The sequence below is a fragment of the Qipengyuania sphaerica genome, assembly GCF_019711595.1.
Lineage (GTDB): Bacteria > Pseudomonadota > Alphaproteobacteria > Sphingomonadales > Sphingomonadaceae > Qipengyuania > Qipengyuania sphaerica.
In genome coordinates this window covers 674,271-694,572 of record NZ_JAIGNR010000001.1, presented here as the reverse complement: position 1 = coordinate 694,572, position 20,302 = coordinate 674,271, and the positions used below count along the sequence as shown (strand labels likewise).

The 20,302-nt window shown below is 61.6% G+C and carries 15 protein-coding genes; 3 read left to right on the top strand and 12 right to left on the bottom strand.

The window, feature by feature from the left end:
* Nucleotides 1–32: 32 nt before the first annotated feature.
* Nucleotides 33–1,139: a glycosyltransferase gene (locus tag K3178_RS03445; RefSeq protein WP_221569975.1), complete on the top strand. Its 1,107-nt coding sequence runs from the start codon at nt 33–35 to the stop codon at nt 1,137–1,139.
* Here the strand turns inward: K3178_RS03445 and K3178_RS03440 are convergent.
* The 6 genes from K3178_RS03440 to K3178_RS03415 all read right to left on the bottom strand — a co-directional run bounded on the left by K3178_RS03440 (nt 1,103) and on the right by K3178_RS03415 (nt 8,533).
* The gene (locus tag K3178_RS03440) at nt 1,103–2,269 is read right to left on the bottom strand and encodes a tetratricopeptide repeat protein (protein WP_221569974.1); all 1,167 of its coding nucleotides are present in this window, start codon (nt 2,267–2,269) and stop codon (nt 1,103–1,105) included. The genes K3178_RS03445 and K3178_RS03440 overlap by 37 nt on opposite strands.
* The gene (locus tag K3178_RS03435; protein WP_221569973.1) at nt 2,266–4,425 is read right to left on the bottom strand and encodes a GumC family protein; all 2,160 of its coding nucleotides are present in this window, start codon (nt 4,423–4,425) and stop codon (nt 2,266–2,268) included. Before K3178_RS03435 ends, K3178_RS03440 begins: the two co-directional genes overlap by 4 nt.
* 29 nt (nt 4,426–4,454) lie before the next feature.
* Complete coding sequence (locus K3178_RS03430; RefSeq protein WP_221569972.1) at nt 4,455–5,168, bottom strand: polysaccharide biosynthesis/export family protein; 714 nt, start codon at nt 5,166–5,168, stop codon at nt 4,455–4,457.
* Nucleotides 5,165–6,508, bottom strand: coding sequence for an O-antigen ligase family protein (locus K3178_RS03425; protein ID WP_221569971.1), 1,344 nt, complete (start codon nt 6,506–6,508; stop codon nt 5,165–5,167). The genes K3178_RS03430 and K3178_RS03425 overlap by 4 nt, the downstream gene beginning before the upstream one ends.
* 98 nt (nt 6,509–6,606) lie before the next feature.
* The gene (locus tag K3178_RS03420) at nt 6,607–7,770 is read right to left on the bottom strand and encodes an acyl-CoA dehydrogenase family protein (RefSeq protein ID WP_221569970.1); all 1,164 of its coding nucleotides are present in this window, start codon (nt 7,768–7,770) and stop codon (nt 6,607–6,609) included.
* A gap of 1 nt (nt 7,771) precedes the next feature.
* Entirely contained in the window at nt 7,772–8,533 is a 762-nt protein-coding gene (locus K3178_RS03415; RefSeq protein WP_221569969.1) for a crotonase/enoyl-CoA hydratase family protein, read from the bottom strand.
* Nucleotides 8,534–8,650: 117 nt separating this feature from the next.
* Between K3178_RS03415 and K3178_RS03410 the strand changes: the two genes are divergently transcribed.
* The gene (locus K3178_RS03410; protein WP_221569968.1) at nt 8,651–9,919 is read left to right on the top strand and encodes an acetyl-CoA C-acetyltransferase; all 1,269 of its coding nucleotides are present in this window, start codon (nt 8,651–8,653) and stop codon (nt 9,917–9,919) included.
* Here K3178_RS03410 and K3178_RS03405 read toward each other — a convergent pair whose 3' ends face one another.
* From K3178_RS03405 to K3178_RS03380, 6 genes are all read right to left on the bottom strand, one after another.
* Nucleotides 9,920–10,168 (bottom strand): DUF2061 domain-containing protein, encoded by a 249-nt coding sequence (locus K3178_RS03405; protein ID WP_221569967.1) that lies wholly within the window; start codon nt 10,166–10,168, stop codon nt 9,920–9,922. It abuts the gene before it with no gap.
* Nucleotides 10,169–10,185: 17 nt separating this feature from the next.
* Nucleotides 10,186–12,093 (bottom strand): sulfate adenylyltransferase subunit CysN, encoded by a 1,908-nt coding sequence (gene cysN, locus K3178_RS03400; RefSeq protein ID WP_221569966.1) that lies wholly within the window; start codon nt 12,091–12,093, stop codon nt 10,186–10,188.
* Complete coding sequence (cysD, locus tag K3178_RS03395; protein WP_425594602.1) at nt 12,093–13,121, bottom strand: sulfate adenylyltransferase subunit CysD; 1,029 nt, start codon at nt 13,119–13,121, stop codon at nt 12,093–12,095. The genes cysN and cysD overlap by 1 nt, the downstream gene beginning before the upstream one ends.
* A gap of 46 nt (nt 13,122–13,167) precedes the next feature.
* Nucleotides 13,168–14,571: an alpha-amylase family glycosyl hydrolase gene (locus tag K3178_RS03390; protein ID WP_221569965.1), complete on the bottom strand. Its 1,404-nt coding sequence runs from the start codon at nt 14,569–14,571 to the stop codon at nt 13,168–13,170.
* Entirely contained in the window at nt 14,564–16,096 is a 1,533-nt protein-coding gene (locus K3178_RS03385) for an MFS transporter (protein ID WP_221569964.1), read from the bottom strand. The genes K3178_RS03390 and K3178_RS03385 overlap by 8 nt, the downstream gene beginning before the upstream one ends.
* A gap of 98 nt (nt 16,097–16,194) precedes the next feature.
* Nucleotides 16,195–17,229, bottom strand: a complete 1,035-nt coding sequence (locus K3178_RS03380; protein WP_221569963.1) for a LacI family DNA-binding transcriptional regulator — start codon at nt 17,227–17,229, stop codon at nt 16,195–16,197.
* Nucleotides 17,230–17,541: 312 nt separating this feature from the next.
* Here K3178_RS03380 and K3178_RS03375 point away from each other — a divergent pair, with 312 nt between their 5' ends.
* On the top strand, nt 17,542–20,277 hold the full coding sequence (locus K3178_RS03375; protein WP_221569962.1) for a TonB-dependent receptor: 2,736 nt from the start codon (nt 17,542–17,544) through the stop codon (nt 20,275–20,277).
* Nucleotides 20,278–20,302: the final 25 nt, after the last annotated feature.

The following is a 20,302-nucleotide window of genomic DNA, read 5'->3' as shown; positions in this document are numbered from 1 at the left end:
CCGAAGGACCACTGACGGGCAAGCGGATAGGCTTGCTCTCCTCGTGGGTCTCGCGTCGCAATGGCGGCGTGTTCGAGGCGGTCGTCGCGCAGGCCGAGATGCTGAAGAGCCTCGGCGCGGCGCCAGTCGTGCTGGGAGTGCGCGAGGAAGCCAGCGCCGAGGATGCGTGGCGGCTGGAGGGTATCGAAACCCACCTCGCCGACCAGTCCGGATTTGCCTCGCTCGCCTATGCGCCCGACCTGCCGGGCCTGCTCGATGCGGCGCATCTCGACCTCGTCCACCTGCACGGCATCTGGCAGTTCACCACCAAGTTCGCAGGCGACTGGGCAGAAGCGACGCACAAACCCGTCGTCATCAGCCCTCATGGCATGCTCGACCCGTGGATCACCAGGCGCAACAGCTGGAAGAAACACCTCGCGCGTTTCCTGTGGGAACGCAGCGCCTGGAACTCGGCAACCGCTTTCCACGCGCTGACCGAAGCGGAGGCGCAGGACATCGTGCACGAAACACGCGGGGCGAAGGTGGCGACGATCCCCAACCCCGCTCCGCCGCTCTCATCCGACAGCGACCTGCCGCGCGGCCCGAACGTGCTCTACATCGGGCGTATCCACGAGAAGAAGAACATCGCCGCCCTGCTGTCGGCATGGATCGCGGCCAAGCCCAAGCTGCCCGAAGACGCCACGCTGACCATCGCCGGCTGGGGAGACGATGCGGGCATCGACATGCTCGAACATGCGATGCGCGACCACAAGGAAGCGAGCATCGAGTTCGTCGGGACGGCCTTCGGGGGCCAGAAGGCGGCACTGTTCGACCTCGCCCGTTTCGTAGTGCTGCCCTCCTTCAGCGAAGGGCTGCCGATGGCGATGCTCGAGGCATGGAGCGCAGGTGTGCCCACTATCATGACCGAGCATTGCCACCTGCCCGAAGGCTTCACAGCCGGCGCTGCGATCGAATGCGGCACCGACCGCGCCTCGATATGCGAGGCACTGGTCAAGGGACTGAACGTGGCCGAGGCGGACTGGGAAGCGATGTCTGAAGCGGCTAGGGGCCTTGCCGGCGGGCCCTTTTCACCCGACACTATCGCAGAGGTCTGGGAAGCCTTCTACTTGGCACTGCTCGAGGGCAAATCGCCTGCATGATCACCCACCGACGAAATGCGCAGATTGTCGATCCTCACCTGCCCGCTTCGCGGTCTAAGCCAGATGCCGAGCACCTCGTCGCTGCAACCTGAGGCCTGCACCAGCTGGCCACGACCCAACGAGCCGCTGCCCCGCGTAGGTCGTGCAGGTTCGCCGCAGTCGACCGATACTACCAGCGCATCCGGTCTCTCGGCCGCGATACTGGCGAATATCCGGTACTCCCCGCGCTCCAGCGCAACCGGCTGCGAAAGGACCAGCCGTGTGCTGCCCGCACGGTTTTCCATCTCGACCATTTTGTCTCTTTCCCCGACCTCGGTAATCCGCACATCCCCGCTCGCATGCCTGCGCCAGCCGAACGCATCGTCCTCGCCAACTGCCTCGAAGCCGGGATCGGCCAGTGCCTGTGCGGCAGCGCGCGAAGGGCACTGGACTTGCGCGAGCCGCTGCGCCTCGCTGCGCAAGTTCCGGACCGCCAGTTCGCGGAGCATCGGTTCGATCCTGCCGCAGCCCAGTTGAATTCCGGACGCCTTGTCGCCCAGGAAGCGGGCGCGAGAAACGAGCACCGCATCATCGGACTGGAATCCGGTAAGGTAAGCGCGCGACCACAGGGGATCACTCGTCAGTCTTTGGCCAAGCTGGCGCCGCCCGCTATCGCTCGCTTCAAGCGCGGTGAAGAAATAGTCGATGCCCGCCATCGAGGGATTGACCAGCAACAGCGTGTCCAGCCTGCGCGCCGCCTCCTTGGCATCGCCGGAGGCAAGTGCCGTCTCGAAGAAATAGGCCTGGACGAGCGGCGTTCGCAGACCAAGACGGTCGGCAGCGGCGAATGCCTTTGCGCCTCCCTCTCGATCTCCATCGGCCAGGACCGCTGTGGCGAGCAGGCTGGCCCCACGCGGGTCGACTGGGTCGGCGTCCAGGGAATTTCCGGCAGCCTCAGATGCCGCTCGACTGTCCCCCCGGGCAAGAGCCGCTTCGGACTGCACTCGCCAGGTCTCGGCACGCATGGCCTCGGGTAGGAGTGCAGCCAGTCGCGGCGCTTCCGCAGCGCTTCGATCAATGCCCGATGCGGTCGCAAGGACGGCGAAAACGAGCGCTGCCAGCGTTACCGCGATGCGCCCGCGCCGGTTCACGAACGGGCGCTCTCCGGCGCGTCATAGGTGTAGTAATAGCGATGCGAATAGGCCGAATAGCGATTGCCCGACCGGCCTGGATCGAACTTCGCAAGGACGGCACCGAGGATTTGCGGATCCATGCTGCGCAGGCGACGCAGGGCAGCCTTGAGCGAGCCGCTCCGACCACGTTCGGCCTCGATGACGAATACCGTGCCATCGGCGATCGATGCCAGCATCGGTGCATCTGCGAGGCCGAGCACGGGCGGGCTGTCGATGATCACGACATCGTATTGCCCGGCGAAACCTTCGAGCAGCTGGGCCATGCGCGGGGACGCGACGAGCTCGGTCGGGCTCGGAGGCAGCGGGCCTGCAGGGAGCAAGTCGAAAGGCGCATCTCCCTGTTCAATAGTGACGATGGCACTTGCCGGATCGTCTTGCGAGGTGAGCAGGTCCGTCACTCCGCGATCGCCCGCTACGCCTAGCGTGCGGTGAAGCGAAGACCGGCGCAAATCGGCATCGATGAGGAGCGGCGAAATACCGATCCGCGCGAAGCCGGTCGCCATGGCGATGCTGGTGGTGCTCTTGCCTTCCGATGCCTGCGCGCTGGTCACGGCAATCACCTTTGGCAGGCCCTGCGGCGTCGAATAAAGCATCGCACCGCGCATGGAATTATAGGCTTCGGTGACGGACGATTTCGGATTTTCCATCGCCTCGAGTGCATCGCCGTCGGAGGCGCGCGGAATGACACCGAGCAACGGCAGGCCGAGCTTGTCCTCGATATCTTCGGGGATGTGGATCACGTCGTCGAGCTGGTCGCGCAGGAAGATTGCAAGTCCGGCAAGCGCCAGTCCGATCAGCAGTCCGATAGCGAGGTTCCGCGTCAGGCTTGGCGAGGATTGCGTCGAAGGCACCTCTGCGCGGTCGATGATTGCGATATTGCTCGAAGTGATGCCCGCAGAAGCGTTCAGTTCGCGGTAGCGCTGGAGCAAGCCGTCATAGATTGAACGGGCCGTATCGGCTTCACGCGCGAGCACATTGTAGCGAACCGACTGGTCCTGTTCGGCCAATGTCGCGCCGCGAGCCTGGCTCAGCTGGTTTTCAAGCCGTCGCTCGGCATTCGCAGCTGCCTCGTATTCGGCGCGGATCGACTGACGGACACTGTTCGCAGTCCGTTCGATCTGGTTATCCAGCCCTGCGATATCGGCTTCGAGCCGCGCGATCGCAGGGTGATTGGGGAGATAGCGGTCACGGGCAGCCTGCAGCTGGCTCTCTTGTTCCGCCCGCTTTGTCATCAGCGATTGCACGGTCAGGTTGGAAAGCACCGGCTGGGAAGAAAGCAGGCCCGAATTGCGCACCGCGTCCCACCGCGATTCCGCCGCAATGCGGGCCTCGCGTGCGCGGATCACGGCTTGGTTATACTGGAGCAGAGTGGTCGATGTAACCGTACCGGCCTCGATTTCCTGTCCGGTCGGCGAAATAGCATCGCGCGTCCGCAATAGCCCGACGTTGCGTGCGTAAGCATTGAGAGCCTCTTCGCTCTCTTCCAAATTCTGGCGTGCTTCGTCGAGCTGCTCGGAGACGAAATTGCGCGCATAGGACGAACTGTCGAAGCGGCGCTGGAGCGTCTGCTGAATGAATTCTTCGGCGAATGCATTCGCAACGCGTGCCGACATTTCGGGGTCGGTGCTGGTGAAAGTGATCAGCGCAATGCGTGTCGAGCGGCGCAGTTCGACATCCATATTATCCCGCAGCAGGCTGATCACCCATGCACGGTTTTGTGCATCGGTACCGGTCACCTGGCTGGTAGGGATCTCCAGCGAAGCGAAGAACCGCTCGTCATTGGCGAGCGAAAGCGCATCGGCCACCCGCTCCGCCAGCGCACGCGAGCGCAGGACGTCGAGTTGGGTGTTGAGGAAGCGCTCGGTGTCCCAATCCGAAGGCGGCGCGATCTGTGTTTCGAAATCCGCGCCAAGGACTTCGTCGCTCTGGTCATTGATCTGCACTGAGGAGGTAGCAGCGTAACGTGGCGTATCCAGCATGGTTGCAACGATCGCCAGCGCCAGTGCTGCACCGACAATGGCAAGCGCCAGCCAGAGGTTACGCCGGATTGCGGCCAGCACATGGCGTAGGGCCGAGCTCAGGGCGGTTTCGCCAGTTACGGGTACGCGTGTCATGGTGGTTGCGGGGTTCACTTGCGTGTCCATCAGGTAATCGGCCTGAACAGTCCGATGACCGGCAAGGCCTTCACTGCGTCGAGGTAAGCGGATTTAACCGAGGAATAGCCAACCACGACGACATCGCCTGGCACGAGCGCGAGGTCGGGCATCCGCCCGCCGCGAATATCCCGCAGGTCGAAACGCCCGGCACTCTGCTGCCCGCCGATAGTGCGGAATACGATGACCTCATCGAGCTTGGCTCTCTCGGTCGGGCTTTGCGCCAAGGCCAGCGCCGTCAGAAGCGTCTGCCCTTCAGCGTATGGGAATACGCCCGGAACCTTGACTTCACCTTCGACAGTGATCGTACGTTTGCGGGCTTCGAGTATCGATACGTTCACTTGCGGATCGCGCAGGAACTCGGCCGCATAGGCAGCCTCGACATTGCGCGCCAGTTCGCTGGCAGTGAACCCGGCGGCCCGCAAATCTCCGACGAGGGGGAGACTGACGAAACCGGCATTGTCGATGATGATCTCGCTGAGCGAAAGTTCGGTCTCTCCGTAAACGCGCACGGAAATCTTGTCGCCGGGGCCGAGCGGATAGCGTTCTGGGAGGAGATTGACGGGATCGACTGCGACCGCATCGTAACCGGCCTGGCCCGCGGGCATGACTGGATCGATCGGTTTCTGGCAGGCCGCCAGCAGCCCGAAGGCGAGCAGCGCCGACAGCCTCAGTATGGCTGCCTTGGCGAGCGTTTGCGTCATAGTAATTCGTCCCGTCCCTCTGTACCGCTGCGCGGCGTTTTGTGACGCGGCGTGACGGTTAGCAATCCTGCCGCGACCCCCGCGAGACAGGCGATTGCCATGTTCCTCAGCGGATAATCCACGATTGAATGAAGTGCAACGACGGCCAGCGTCCCACCGGCAAACAATTGCACTGCGTGTTCTTCCGGCGACATTTTCCATGCCCGCCGGGCAAGCGCTATAATCGCAAGTGCTCCTCCCAAAAGGATCGGCATCGCCATTAGTCCGGCCTCGATGAAAAATTCGAGGTAGTCATTATGCGCCCGGTTGGGAAAGGCGGGATCGAGATACTCGAAGCTCTCGAACGGTTGGAATGCCTTGGGAAAGGTCCCGACCCCACTTCCTGCCGGCCAGAAACCGGCCAGAGTATCGATTGAATCGCGCCACAGTGGGATGCGTGCATCTCCGGTAACGTCGAACCGATCCGCAACCCGCGCCAACCGCGAATTGCCGGAAAGGACAAGAGGCATGGCTAGCAGGCCAAGGATTACAGCGGCCACTCCTGCGAATAATGCCCTCGTGCGTAGGTCGAGGTCGGCAGGTCGCAGCATGAGCCAGTTGAATACCAGGGCCACTCCACCGAGCGCGATGCCGGCGCGCGAACCGGTGAGCACCAGCGCCACCAGCAACACCACCTGGCCCGCGATGAAAAGGGGCAGTCGGCGACGGGATGCGTCGATGTCCGCACGGGTGCGGGCGTACCACGAGCCGAACGCAAGCGAACCGATCAAGAGGACATCGGCGGCCGCATTTCGGTTGGCATGGAAGGCAGTCAGCCAGCCCCTGTGGCTACGTTCATAGAAGCGGAACGCCTCTGGCCCGCTTGCCATTTGCAGTGCGCCCAGGAACGCACCGAGAAGTGCGAGAAAACCGATCGAGAGAACCAGCCTCTGGCGGTCACGCGCGCCTAGTTTCGAGGTCGCCCACATCACTCCGACCGCCGGAATCAACGCCAGGAGGCCGGCGAGGGTTACAGGCGGGCTTATCGAGAGGGCGCGCCAGGTGCCATCTTGGCCAAGGAGCGACAAGGTCGCCTCCTCGAGCTCTCGCTGCGGCAATCCCTGCCATACGGAAGGAGGCAGGGGGACGAGTTGCAAGAGCGGCAAGGTGAGCAGCGCCGCACCCGGCCAGAACAGCAGTCGCGGCAACCTTGCCACCCGGCTATCGCTGGTACGAGCCCACCAGACCCACAGAAGGAGCGCCGCAGCAAACGCAATCTGCACAGCCAGCTCGGCCGCGGGACTTGGCGAACCGCCGCCACCCAGCACCATCGCGCAGGCGATAAAGCCTGCCACGATCATACCCCGGCGCGATACCCGTTCTGCCTTGCGAGACTGCAGCGTCCCCACTCCACCATTGCTCAGGCGTTAACCTTAGCGCGGGGAGAGTTAGCGACAAGTTACATGGAGCGCGCAATCACCATCTTCATGACTTCGTTCGATCCCCCGAAGATCCGCGTGATGCGGCTGTCGCGGTACATGCGCGCAATCGGGTAGTCGTTGATGAAGCCGGCGCCGCCGTGGAATTGGAGGCATTTGTCGACCACTTCGCCCTGCAACTCGGTGACCCAGTACTTGGCCATGCAAGCCGTATCGACGCTCAGTTCACGCTTGAGGTGCCTGGCGATGCAATCGTTGACGAATATTCGTGCCGCGGTGGCCCGTGCCTTCAGATCGGCCATCACGAACTGCGTGTTCTGGAAGTCCCAGATCGTCTGGCCGAAGGCCTTGCGGTTCTTGACGAAATCCATGGTCGTCTCCAGCGCCTTCTCGATCCCCGTCATCGCGCCCATGGCGATGATGAGGCGTTCCTGAGGCAGCTCGCCCATGAGCTGATAGAAGCCCTTGCCTTCTTCGCCGCCCAGAACGGCATCGCTAGGCACGAACACGTCATCGAAGAACAGCTCCGACGTATCCGCCGCATCCATTCCGATCTTGTCGAGCTTCTTGCCGCGCTGGAAACCTTCGGCACCCTCGGTTTCAAGCAGCATGAGCGAGATGCCCTTGGCGCGTTCCTTGGGATCGGTCTTGGCGACGACGATGATGAAATCGGCGGTCTGGCCGTTCGAGATATAGGTCTTGGCTCCGTTGATGCGGTAGCCGTTCCCATCCTTGAGCGCAGTGGTGGTAATGCTCTGCAGGTCCGAGCCGACGCCCGGTTCGGTCATGGCAATCGCGCTGACCAGCTCGCCGGTAACCAGCTTGGGGAGGTATTTCTTCTTCTGCTCCTCGGTGCCGTGACGCACGAGATAGGGCAGGATCACCGTGTTGTGCAGGCTGGCAGCAAAGCCTTCGACATTGTGTTTCGCCTGCTGGTCGATAACCACCATCTCGTGCCGGAAGTCGCCGCCGTGACCGCCGTACTCCTCGGGCACCGACACGCCGAGCAGCCCTGCCTCACCGGCCTCGCGCCAGAATTCGCGCTCGACCTGGCCATCCTCGCGCCATTTCAGGACGCGCTTCTCGGGAGCGTGCTGCTGGTAGAACTTGCCCACGGCATCGGCGAAGATCGAGATTTCCTCGTCATCCATGAACTCGGGCTGGGGTACGTCGAGAACGCTCATCTTACTTCCCCTTCCAGTTGGGCTTGCGCTTTTCGGCAAAGGCCAGAGAACCCTCGCGCGCGTCCTCACTCATGAAAACCTGCGGGAGCAGCTTGGCCTGTTCATCCCAGCGGTTCTCCGGAGTCCAGCCGCGCGAATCCTCGATTATCTGCTTAGAGACGCGCACTGCAAGCGGGCCGTTCTCGTTGATCTTGGCCGCCAGTTCCTTGGCCGCATCGAGCGCGCTGCCATCGACCACCCGGTTGAGCAGGCCAAGCTGATAGGCACGCTCTGCGGAAATGAAGTCGCCGGTCAATGCGAGTTCCATCGCAATCTTGGGCGGGATCAAGTCGGGTAGCTTCATCAGACCGCCAGCAGCGGCGGCAAGGCCGCGCTTGGCCTCGGGAATGCCGAATTTCGCATCCTTGTTGGCGACGATAAGGTCGCAGGAAATCATCAGTTCCATGCCGCCGGCGAGCGCATAGCCCTCGACAGCTGCGATCAGGGGCTTCTTCGGACCCTTCTGCGTGATTCCCCCGAAACCGCGTCCTTCGATGCTGGGCGATTCGCCGCGCAGGAAGCCCTTAAGGTCCATGCCAGAACAGAAAGTGCCGCCCGCGCCAGTGAGGATCGCAACCCGCAGATCGTCATCCGCATCAAGCCGGTCCATTGCCGCAGCGACGCCCTCGGCAGCCGCCTTGTTCATCGCGTTCTTGGCTTCGGGACGGTTGATCGTGACGATCAGGATACCGTCGTCGACTTCGGTCAGGACTTCATCCGACATGGTCTGGCTCTCTCCATTGCTTTTTGAAACTGTTCTTGCGCGAGTGGTGCGGGAGGTTTACGCAAACGTCAACCGGCAATTGCCGCAATATTCGACCAGCCGAGAGAGGAACACGCCATGTCCGAAGCCTATATCATCGACGCCGTCCGCACCCCGCGCGGGATCGGCAAGCAGGGCAAGGGCGCGCTGGCGGCGATGCATCCCCAGCACCTTGCGGCAACCTGCCTGAAGGCGATCAAGGACCGCAACAATCTCGACACCAGCACGGTCGACGACGTGATCTGGTCGGTCAGCACGCAGGACGGAATGCAGGCAGGCGATATGGGCCGCATGGCAGCGCTCGATGCGGGCTACGACATCACCTCTTCGGGTACCACGCTCGACCGGTTCTGCGGAGGCGGGATCACCTCGGTGGCGCTGGCCGCAGCGCAGTTAATGAGCGGGATGGAAGATTGCGTCGTCGCGGGCGGGACAGAAATGATGAGCCTTACCGCACAGATGACGAAGGACAAGATGGCCGCCGGGCTACGGCCGCCCATGATGGGCAGCTATAACGAGCGCCTGATGCGCAGCCATCCGCAGAGCCACCAAGGCGTATGCGGCGATGCGATTGCTACGATGGAAGGCTTCACCCGCGAGGAACTGGACGAAGTCGGCTATCGCAGCCAGCAGCGCGCTGCGCAGGCCATCGAGGAAGGCCGTTTCGACAAGTCGGTTGTGCCGGTATTGGATGACGAAGGGACGGTGGTGCTCGACCGCGAGGAATACCCACGCCCGCAAACCACGCGCGAGGGCCTGGCCGAACTCGAACCCGCTTTCGCCAAGATAGCCAATGTCCCCCTGGACAAGAACGGGACAACTTTTGCTGGCCTCGTCAACGCCAAGTATCCCGACCTAGAAATCCGGCACTTCCACCACGCGGGTAACAGCTCGGGCGTGGTCGACGGCGCGGCCGCCGTGCTTGTGACGAGCAAGGATTATGCGCAGAAGCACGGGCTGAAACCGCGAGCACGCATCGTGGCGACGGCAAACATGGGCGATGATCCCACACTCATGCTGAACGCGCCTGTCCCGGCAGCGAAAAAGGTCCTCGAAAAGGCCGGCCTGACCAAGGACGACATCGACCTCTACGAAATCAACGAAGCCTTCGCCGTTGTCGCCGCCAAGTTTGTGCGCGATCTCGAACTCGACTGGGACAAGGTCAACGTCAATGGCGGCTCGATCGCACTGGGCCACCCGATTGGCGCAACCGGATCGATCCTGATCGGCACCATGGTCGACGAACTCGAACGGCAGGGCAAGCGCTATGGCTTGGTGACGATGTGCGCGGCGGGCGGCATGGCGCCCGCCATCATCATCGAGCGCGTCGACGATTTCGTCGATTGATCAGGCTGCTCTTTCCGTTTTCGGCTCGTCCTTCGCAAAACCCCAGGACACGTTCGCCCAGGCGCGCTCGTGCGCGTAATAGAGTACCATCTTCGTCACCACTTCGGTGAAAGCGATGGCACCTGCCGCCTTGGGGTTGCCAGTGAAAAACCAGCTGATTGCGAAGGTGTCGAGGCTGCCGAGGATGCGCCAGCTGACAGCCTTCGCGAAGCTGCGCGAATGGGCTTCGCGCCCGCGAAACAGGATCATGTTTCTGTGGTCTCGCCTTACTTGAGCGGCAGGATTTGCTTGATGATGTAATCCGCGGCCTCTTCCGGGCTCATCGCCACCGTGTTGACGCGGATTTCCGGCTCCTCGGGCTCTTCATAGGGGCTATCGATGCCGGTGAAGTTCTTCAGCTCGCCTGCACGCGCCTTCTTGTAGAGACCCTTCACATCGCGCGCTTCGGCCACTTCGAGCGGCGTGTCGACGTGAATCTCGATGAACTCGCCCTCGCCCATCATGTCGCGGACCAGCTGGCGGTCGGCGCGGAAGGGGCTGATGAACGCGGTCAGCACGATCAGGCCCGCATCGGTCATCAGCTTGGCCACTTCACCGATGCGGCGGATATTCTCGATACGGTCGCTTTCGGTAAAGCCCAGATCCTTGTTAAGACCGTGGCGAACATTGTCGCCATCGAGCAGGAAGGTGTGGCGGTTCATGATCGCCAACTTCTTCTCGACCTCGTTGGCGATGGTCGACTTGCCCGAGCCGGACAGGCCGGTGAACCACAGCACGCGCGGGCGCTGGTTCTTCATCGCCGCGTGATCGTCACGCGTGATGTCGACCGCCTGCCAGTGCACGTTCTGTGCGCGGCGCAGGCTGAAATGCAGCATGCCCGCACCCACGGTGCGATTGGTGATCTTGTCGATCAGGATGAAACCGCCAAGTGCGCGGTTCTCGCCATAGGGATCGAAAACGATCTGCTTGTCGGTGGTGATCTCGCTGACGCCGATCGAGTTCAGCTCGAGCGTCTTGGCCGCGAGATGCTCCATCGTGTTGACGTTGATCTCGTATTTCGGCTCGGCAACGGTCACGCTGACCATCTGCGTGCCGAGCTTCATCCAGTAGGCGCGACCGACAACCAGCGGCTCCTCGTCCATCCAGACTATGGTGCTTTCGAACTGGTCGGCGACTTCGGGCGGGCTGTCGGCAGCGGCAAGAACGTCGCCGCGCGAGCAGTCGATCTCGTCTTCGAGCGTCACGGTGACCGACTGGCCGGCAATCGCCTCGTCCAGATCGCCATCCATGGTGACGATCGATTTCACCGTGCTGGTCTTGCCCGAAGGCAGCGAGCGGACCTTGTCGCCCGGCTTGACGCTGCCAGTCGCAATGAGGCCGGAGAAGCCACGGAAATCGAGGTTCGGGCGGTTAACCCACTGCACCGGCATGCGAAAGGGCTTGCCGAGGTTCGCGTCCGAGCGGACTTCGACCGCTTCGAGATGCTCCATCAGCGTCGGACCATCGTACCAGGCGGTCTTTTCGGACCGCGAGGTGATGTTGTCGCCCGCAAGACCCGAAATCGGGATGGCGGTGAAGCTTTCTATTCCGATGCTTTCCGCGAATTCCTTGTAGTCCGCGATGATTGCGTCGTATTTTTGCTGGTCGTAATCGATCAGGTCCATCTTGTTCACGGCCAGGACGAGGTTCTTGATGCCCAACTGGTGACAAAGGAAGCTGTGGCGCTTGGTCTGGACCAGCACGCCCTTGCGCGCATCGATCAGGATGCAGGCGAGGTCGGCGGTCGAGGCCCCGGTCACCATGTTGCGCGTATACTGTTCGTGGCCCGGGCAGTCGGCGACGATGAACTTGCGGTTCTCGGTCGAGAAAAAGCGATAGGCGACGTCGATCGTGATGCCCTGCTCGCGCTCGGCGGCGAGGCCGTCCACCAGCAGCGCGAAATCGATTTCCTGGCCCTGCGTACCAACCTTCTTGCTATCGTTGCTCAGCGCTTCGAGCTGGTCCTCAAAGATCATCTTGGAATCGTAGAGCAGGCGGCCGATCAGGGTCGACTTGCCATCATCCACGCTGCCGCAGGTGATGAAGCGCAGCATGGTCTTGTGCTGGTGCTTCTCCAGATAGGCGTCGATATCCTCGGCGATGAGGGCGTCGGTCTTGTAGATGGGATCGGTCATCAGAAGTAGCCCTCCTGCTTCTTCTTCTCCATCGAAGCGTCACCCGAATCCTTGTCGATCACGCGGCCCTGCCGTTCGGAAGTCGTCGTCAGCAGCATTTCCTGGATGATTTCGGGCAGCGTCGCAGCCTCGCTTTCGACAGCGCCGGTCAGCGGGAAGCAGCCGAGCGTGCGGAAGCGGATCGAACGTTCGGTAATCTCGGGGCTCTTGCCCATGACCTTTTCAAGCCGCTCGATATCGTCGGCCATGAACAGGCCGCCCTCGTATTCGAAGGTCGGGCGCTTGGCCGAATAGTAAAGCGGGACGATCTCGATGTTCTCGAGATGGATGTACTGCCAGATGTCGAGCTCGGTCCAGTTAGAGAGCGGGAAGACGCGGATGCTCTCGCCCTTCTTTTTCTTGGCGTTGTAGAGGTTCCACAGCTCGGGGCGCTGGCTCTTGGGGTCCCATCCGTGGCTGGCGGTGCGGAAGGAAAAAATACGCTCCTTCGCGCGGCTCTTTTCCTCGTCGCGGCGCGCGCCGCCGAAGGCCGCGTCGAAGCCGTATTTATCGAGCGCCTGCTTCAGCCCTTGTGTCTTCCACATGTCGGTGTGAAGCGGGCCGTGATCGAAGGGGTTGATGCCCATCTCTGCGGCTTCGGGATTTTGATGGACGAGCAGTTCCATGCCCGCGTCCTCGGCGCTTCTTTCGCGCAGGGCGTACATGTCCTTGAACTTCCAAGTGGTATCGACGTGAAGCAGCGGGAACGGCGGCGGCGAAGGGTAGAAGGCCTTCTTGGCGAGGTGCAGCATCACCGCGCTGTCCTTGCCGATCGAATAGAGCATCACGGGCTTTTCTGCTTCGGACACCACTTCGCGCATGATGTGGATGCTCTCGGCTTCAAGCCGTTGCAAATGTGTGAGGGACATTATGGTCTCTTCGTCGGATTCTTGTGACGTGCCGGAGGTGCGACCCTGATGGCGCGCAGGATATCCACCGGCAAGCAGCGAAAGGTCGCCGGCCCGATAGGAGAAATTGCAGCGCAGCACAATGGGGCCGGCGGGCGCCGACGGGCTCGCAATCGTATTGATATGATTATCGTCTGCGCGTGCTCATCAAGCGGTAACCCCACGCCGGAAGATCGACCTTGGTGGCGCCCCCGATCGCAATGGTGTCGCCGGTTGCGAAATCGACATAGCTGCCGAATGGCAAGCCGTCCGAGAAAGTTGCCGTCACGGACCGGTCGCTCATGTTGAACAGCCCGAGCACCTTGTTGCCATCCTCCTGCCGCACCCAGGCGAAAAGCTGCTCGGGAGCGCTGTTCTCGACCTTGTGCATCACAGCCCCCCACTGCCCGTTTTCGAGTGCGGGGTTGGCCTTCCGGAACGCTATCAGTCGTTTCAGGAGGTCGCCGTATTCGCAACTGGGGTCTTGGTTCCAGTCGATGGGGTCGCGCTCGAAAAATTCGAGCCGCTTGGAATTGCAAGCCTCCATCCCGTTATGGATGAGCGGCAGGCCCTCGCCAGTGAAGGAAAGCGCGGTCATCGCTTCGAGTGCCGCGCCGTAATTCTCCTCCATCGTCCCTTCCCACGCATTGCTGTCGTGGTTCTCGATATAGGTCATGCGCATGGCCTCGCGCGGCCAGAGGCTCTCGTTTTCGGCGTAATAACCGTAAAAGCTGGTGGCATTGCCTTTGCCGTGGGCGACATTCTTCGAGGTGTTGTGCCAGTCCCAGGCATAGGTCGCATCGAAAGCGGCATGGTGGAAACCGCTCTGCTGTACCTCGCCCAGCATGAAGACCGGCTTTATCGCTTCCAACCGCGCTCGCGCGGTCTCCCAGAAATCGAGCGGGACATAACCCGCCACATCGGCGCGATAGCCGTCGATATCGAATTCGCGCACCCAATATTCCATCGCCCCGCCGACGTGCTCGCGCACGCCGGGCTTCGACCAGTCGAGGTCGATGATGTCGGACCAGTCCCACCACGGGGTCGGGCGGAAGTCGCCATCCCAAGTTTTCTCGTACCAGTCGGGATGCTCGCTTCGCATCGGATGATCCCACGCCGTGTGGTTGGCGACGAGGTCGAGGATGACCTTGAAGCCTTGGGCATGCGCTGCATCGACGAAGGCGCGGAATTCCTCTTCGGTCCCGAATTCCGGGTTCACCCCGTAATAATCGAGTACCGAGTAGGGGCTCCCGAGCGTGCCCTTGCGGTTTTCCTTGCCGATCGGGTGGATCGGCATGAGCCAGAGGATATCGACGCCCAGTTCCTTCAGGCGCGGCAGTTGCTCCTGCGCAGCCTTGAAGGTGCCTTCTTTGGTAAAGTGGCGGGTATTGATTTGGTAGAGCACCGCGTCGCGCGACCACTCCGGGTGCTCGATGGTGACCTTGCTTTGCGATTCCCAGCCGGTGTCCAGCGCTTCACCGGTCGGACCCGGCACGGCATGGGCGCAACCAGCCAGCGCGATCGCGGCTGATGCGGCAATCAGTTTACGCATGATCGGCCTCCTGCGGGATGGCGGTGCGCACTCGCTGCATGGCGAGGGCGGCGATAATCCATGACCCGGCCGCAAACAGCATCGTCCAGATCGGCTCGCCAGGGAAGAGCCACAGCATGATCTGCCCCATGGCCGTCGCTACCAGCAACTGCGGTACGACGATGAAAATATTGAACAAGCCCATGTAGATGCCGAGCTTCGCTTGCGGCAGGTTCGAAGCCAGAATGGCGTAAGGCATGGCGAGGATGCTGGCCCATGCGATCCCGATGCCGACTTCGGCCAGCAACAATGTGTTCGCATCGCGCACGAAGAAAAACATCAGGAAGCCGAAGGCTCCGAGCATCAGGCAAATCGAATGCGTCATGACCTGCCCGAACTTGCGGCTGAGTACCGGAAGAAGCGCGAGCGCGGCGATAGCAGCGACACCATTGTACACCGTGAAAAGCACATTCACCCAGTTCGCCCCCGCGTTGTAGGCAACGCTGGCCGTGTCGGTACTGCCAAACACGTATTGGGTGACGACGGGCGTGGTGTTGATCCACATGATGAACAGCGCGGACCAGCTGAAGAACTGCACCAAGGCGAGGCGCTTCATCACCTCGGGCATCCCGGAAAAGTCTCCGACGATGCTAGACAGCATGTTGGCGGCCTGACCCTTTCTGGCCATGGCGATAGCGACCGCGCTTAGGACACCGTAAGCTTTCAGCAGCCCCCCCAGCAGCAGCATTTCCTTTTGCAGGCCGAACATTTCAACCAATAGGATCACCACAGCGCCTGCGACGATCCACAAGATGCAGGACAGGTAAGATTTCGCTGCCAAGGCTCGCAGCGGCTGAGTGTCATCAGCCTCGGCGACCTCGCCGAATGCGGTCATCTCCTCGGGCGAGAATTCCTTCGTAGTCACGACGGTCCACAGGACGGCCGTGAACAGCGCTACCGCGCCGAACCAGAAGCTGTATTTCACCGTGTCCGGAATGCCGCCATCTGGTGAGACATTCGAAACACCGAGCTGCTCGAGGAAATACGGGAAAATCGATCCGACCACCGCACCTGCCCCGATGAAGGCAGTTTGCACCGCGTATCCCGCACTGTGCTGATCGGTATTAAGCATGTCGCCGACGAAGGCGCGGAACGGTTCCATTGAAACATTGAGTGAGGCATCGAGCACCCATAGCATCGCCGCGGCGAAGATCAGCGGCGCGCCGAAGGCCGGGCTCAACGGCATGACCAGAAGGGATAGCGCCGCGAAGATGGCACCCGTCAGAAAATAGGGGCGACGACGGCCCAGCCGGTTCCACGTCTTGTCGGACAAGTGGCCGATGATCGGTTGCACGATCAGGCCCGTCAGCGGAGCCGCGACCCACAAGGCCGGCAGGTCGTCCATGCTCGCACCCAGCGTCTGGAAAACGCGGCTCATGTTCGCATTCTGCAGCGCAAAGCCGATCTGGATGCCGAAAAATCCGAAGCTGATGTTCCACAGCCCGGCAAATCCCTGCCTGGGCTTTTCGCGCGCAATCGCGTCCATAATCATGTCCTCATCCCGGCCGGGTCTTTGCGCCCGGTCCTCTCATTCGCGAAGGCTGGCACGAAGCAGGCCTCTGCGCCACTACGTATACGAATGTGTCAGGCCGAGCTGCTGCCGCGCACGATCAGCTTGCCGGGAAGTTTGCGCGGCGGAAGGTCGCGGCCTTCGATTTGCGCCAGCAGGGTTTCGACGAGGATCTGCCCTGCACCGCGAATGTCCTGCATGACTGTCGTCAGCGGCGGAGTGGTCATGCTGGCGGCAGGAATATCGTCGAAGCCGACGACTGCGACATCACGCGGCACGCTGCGGCCCGCGTCGGCCAGGGCGCGCATGGCACCTATCGCAATAAGGTCGCTGGCAGCGAAGATGGCATCGAAGTCGGCGCCGCTGTCGAGCAGGGCCTGGGCTGCGGCGCGCCCCTCCTCTTCGGTCGTCAGTGCATCGTATTGGAGCGCCGGGTCGGGCTCTATACCCGCATTGCGCATCGCAGCGGACAAGCCGAGGTAGCGACCGTTGAACTCGGGATAATGTTCGTCCGCATGGCCGAGAAACGCGATCCGTTTGCGCCCCTGTGCGATCAGATGCTCACCAGCTAGGCGCCCTGCCCCGACATTGTCCGTTCCGACGGTTACCCCGCTGCTGTCGCTCGAAACCGAACCCCAGCGGGCAAAATGCGTGCCCTGCTTGGCCAGCTGCGCCATGCGCTCGCGGTACTTGGTGTAGTCGCCATAGCCGAGCAGGATCAGCCCGTCGGCGCGGTGGCTGTCCTGGTATTGTACGTGCCAGTCGTCTTCCATCCGCTGGAACGAGATCAGCAAGTCCAGCCCCTCGTCTGCGGTTGCCTTGGTGATCGAGCCGAGCATGGCGAGGAAGAAAGGATTGATCATGCTTTCGTCGGGCGTCGGGTCCTCGAAAAACAGGAGGGCGATCGTGTTCGCCCGCTGCGAGCGCAGCGACGAGGCATTCTTGTCGACAGTATAATTCAGTTCGCGGGCGATCTTCTGAATTTTCTCGCGTGTTTTCTCGCTCACCGATCGATCGCCGCGCAGCGCACGGCTGACGGTCGGCTGCGAAACGCCGGCGGCATAAGCGATATCGAAACTGGTAGGCCGTCCTGTCGGCTTGCGTCCCATGTCTCTCCCCGAACCAGGCCACTAACGGCCCTTGCTGCAAACCCTAGGCAGCAAGTGTCCTTATGGCAAACGCGCAACGCCCGGAAAGTCCGCAAAACAGCCACTTTGCGCAAGTTTCAAAATGTGAACGTTCACTGTTGTTTTTGTGCATCAAGGCCGGAGTGCATGCCGAGTGCGTATACGTATGCCGTCTATGCGGGCGACACATCCCGGTCGTATTCAAAGGCTGAGCAGGTAACGGCCTGCGGGGATTTTATCTGGTCCGGCGAACCCGAGAAAATATGGGCGGACCTACTGGGAGAAGAACTGGATATGGCTATTCGTAGCAAGCTCGCTGCCACCGTGAGCATGTCGGCTTTCGCCGCCGCGCTCGGCACATTCGCAGCACCTGCCGCGGCGCAGGAGAGCGCCGAGGGCACGCCCGCCGAAGCAACCGCTGATGACGACGTGATCGTCGTTACCGGCTTTCGCGCATCGCTCCAGAGCGCGACCGCAGAGAAGAAGCGCAGCGCAACGATCGTGGAATCGGTCAAGGCCGAAGACATCGGCAAGCTGCCCGACAACAGCATCGGCGAATCGATTGCCCGCCTGCCCGGTATTGCCGCGCAGCGAAGCAACGGCCGCGCCAACATCATCTCGATCCGCGGTTTCGGTCCCGACTTCTCGACCACCACGCTCAATGGTCGCCAGCAGACGACCACCAACGACAGCCGCGCGGTAGAATTCGACCAGTTCCCCTCCGAAATTCTGAGCGGCGTGGACGTCTACAAGACTTCGCAGGCCAACCGGACCGCAGGCGGCCTCGTCGGCGCGATCGACCTGCGCACCATTCGCCCGCTCGACATTAGCGAGCCCGTTATCGCAGTAGGCGCACGCGGCGTTTACAACGATCTCCAGGCCGTCGCCGGCAGCCGCGAATACGGCTTCCGCGTTTTCGGCACCTTCGTGGACACCTTCGGCGACGACAATATCGGCGTTGCCCTGTCCGCTGCCTACACCGACGAACCGTACCACATCCGCGACTGGAACGCGTGGGGCTACGGCGCTTATGACGCCGACAACGAAGTCTTCGGCATCAGCGGCGTAAAGACCTGGGAAGAATCCTCGCGCCTGAAGCGCCTTGGCCTCAACGGCACCGTGCAGGCACGCCTCGGAGACCAGCTGACCCTGACGGTCGACGGCTTCTACTCCAACTTCGACGAGAAGCTCGACCAGAAGGGCTTCGAAATGCCGATCCTGTGCTGCGGATCGACCGTTACCGGTTTCACCAGCCGTGAACTGACCGGTCCCGTGTCGGGCGCTTCGATCGTCACCAGCGCGACCTGGACCGGCCGCCCGATCATCGAAAACTACGCCACCGATGCGGTGAACGACACCTATTCGGTCGGCGGCAATCTGGAGTGGGAAAACGACAACGGCCTGCGCGCCATGCTCGACGTCAGCTGGTCGCGTACGGACCGCTGGCAGGATCGCCTTGAAACGATCGCTGGTCTCGGTCGCAACTTGCCGACGGAAGATGATCTCGGCAATCCGCTTCCCGTGGAGACATTTGGGGGCACCTTCGGTTACACGCTGACCGAAGATAACGCGCTGCTGTTCACAAGCGATTTCAACGCGAACAGCGATGATCTCGTCCTTACCGACGTGCAGGGCTGGTCGGGGCCCACCAACCAGGCGGGCTACGACAAGATTCGCGAGAGCCGCGACGACCTGAAGCAGATCCGCGCTGAGATCGAGAAGGACCTTGGCGGATTGTTCGAATCCCTGCTGGTCGGTGTCGACTACGTCACGCGCAACAAGCGCCTCACCCAGCAGGAGGCCACTCTCATTCCGCCCGGCGGTGCCGATTTCGCAGTCATTCCCGACAGCGTTCTGGTCGAAACCACCTTCCTTGATCGCGGCTTCGGAGAAATCCTTTCGTACGACCCGCGTCTTCTCGTTCCGCAAGGCATCCTCGACTACGAACCGAACGACTTCGGAGCTTCCCAAGCTTACGAAGTGACCGAAGACGTATGGACGCCGTTCGCGATGCTGAACTTCTTCAGCGACTTGGGTGGTGGCACCGATCTCACTGGCAACATCGGTATCCAGGCGGTGCACACCAGCGTGGAATCGGTTGGTGCAGTAAAGCCGACAATTACCGACGAATACTGGATGATCCTGCCTAGCCTGAACCTCAATTTCCGTGCGCCGGAAGACTTCGTCATCCGCTTCGGTGCATCACGCCAGTTCATGCGTCCGCGACTCCCGCAGATGAACAATATCGTCGACTTCGGAGTGAATATAAACTTGGATCCGCAGGTCTATGACGGCGGTGGCGGCAATCCCACACTTCGCCCCTATATGGCCACAGCATTGGATTTGAGCGTCGAAAAATACTTCGGGACCCAGGGCTACATAGCACTCCAACTGTATTGGAAGAACCTCGACCAATATATCGACCCGGACGCAATCGATACCGCGTTTGATTATTCTGTGTTCCCCGTGCCGACGGGCATCGTCCCCGCAACTCCGATCGGAATTTATCGGGGTCCCGTCAACACCGAGGGCGGCTATATCATGGGCGGCGAACTGGCCGGCACGCTGCCGTTCGATGTCTTCACTACAGCTCTCGACGGCTTCGGCCTGACGGGCGGTGTCGGCTACACCGATACCAAGGCGGAAGACTTCAACGGCAACGCTACGGACATTCCCGGCTATTCGAAGTGGGTGGCCAACATGACGGCCTTCTACGACAAGGGTGAAGGCTTCAGCGCCCGCGCCAGCATGCGTTACCGGTCGGACTTCATCGGCGACTTCTCGCTCTTCAGCGGCGGTCTTGATCGGCAGTCGGTGCTGGCTGAAACCGTCTACGATGCGCAGATCGGATATGATTTCGCCGATGGTTCGACGCTCGAAGGCCTCTCGCTCTTCATTCAGGGCCAGAACCTCACCGACGAACGTCAGGCAACGGTCGCACCGGTCAACGGTCAGGGCATCCCCGAAGCCTGGCTGAAGTACCAGACTTACGGTCGCCGCTTCCTCGCCGGCTTCACCTACAAGTTCTGATCGATGCCGTGCGGGCCCGGTCTTG

Bases quoted from the DNA above. Each gene is read 5' to 3' on its own strand.
- K3178_RS03435 (WP_221569973.1), bottom strand. From the start codon at position 4,425: ATGACACGCGTACCCGTAACTGGCGAAACCGCCCTGAGCTCGGCCCTA.
- K3178_RS03430 (WP_221569972.1), bottom strand. From the start codon at position 5,168: ATGACGCAAACGCTCGCCAAGGCAGCCATACTGAGGCTGTCGGCGCTG.
- K3178_RS03425 (WP_221569971.1), bottom strand. From the start codon at position 6,508: ATGATCGTGGCAGGCTTTATCGCCTGCGCGATGGTGCTGGGTGGCGGC.
- K3178_RS03420 (WP_221569970.1), bottom strand. From the start codon at position 7,770: ATGAGCGTTCTCGACGTACCCCAGCCCGAGTTCATGGATGACGAGGAA.
- K3178_RS03415 (WP_221569969.1), bottom strand. From the start codon at position 8,533: ATGTCGGATGAAGTCCTGACCGAAGTCGACGACGGTATCCTGATCGTC.
- K3178_RS03410 (WP_221569968.1), top strand. From the start codon at position 8,651: ATGTCCGAAGCCTATATCATCGACGCCGTCCGCACCCCGCGCGGGATC.
- K3178_RS03405 (WP_221569967.1), bottom strand. From the start codon at position 10,168: ATGATCCTGTTTCGCGGGCGCGAAGCCCATTCGCGCAGCTTCGCGAAG.
- cysN (WP_221569966.1), bottom strand. From the start codon at position 12,093: ATGACCGATCCCATCTACAAGACCGACGCCCTCATCGCCGAGGATATC.
- K3178_RS03390 (WP_221569965.1), bottom strand. From the start codon at position 14,571: ATGCGTAAACTGATTGCCGCATCAGCCGCGATCGCGCTGGCTGGTTGC.
- K3178_RS03385 (WP_221569964.1), bottom strand. From the start codon at position 16,096: ATGGACGCGATTGCGCGCGAAAAGCCCAGGCAGGGATTTGCCGGGCTG.
- K3178_RS03380 (WP_221569963.1), bottom strand. From the start codon at position 17,229: ATGGGACGCAAGCCGACAGGACGGCCTACCAGTTTCGATATCGCTTAT.
- K3178_RS03375 (WP_221569962.1), top strand. From the start codon at position 17,542: ATGGCTATTCGTAGCAAGCTCGCTGCCACCGTGAGCATGTCGGCTTTC.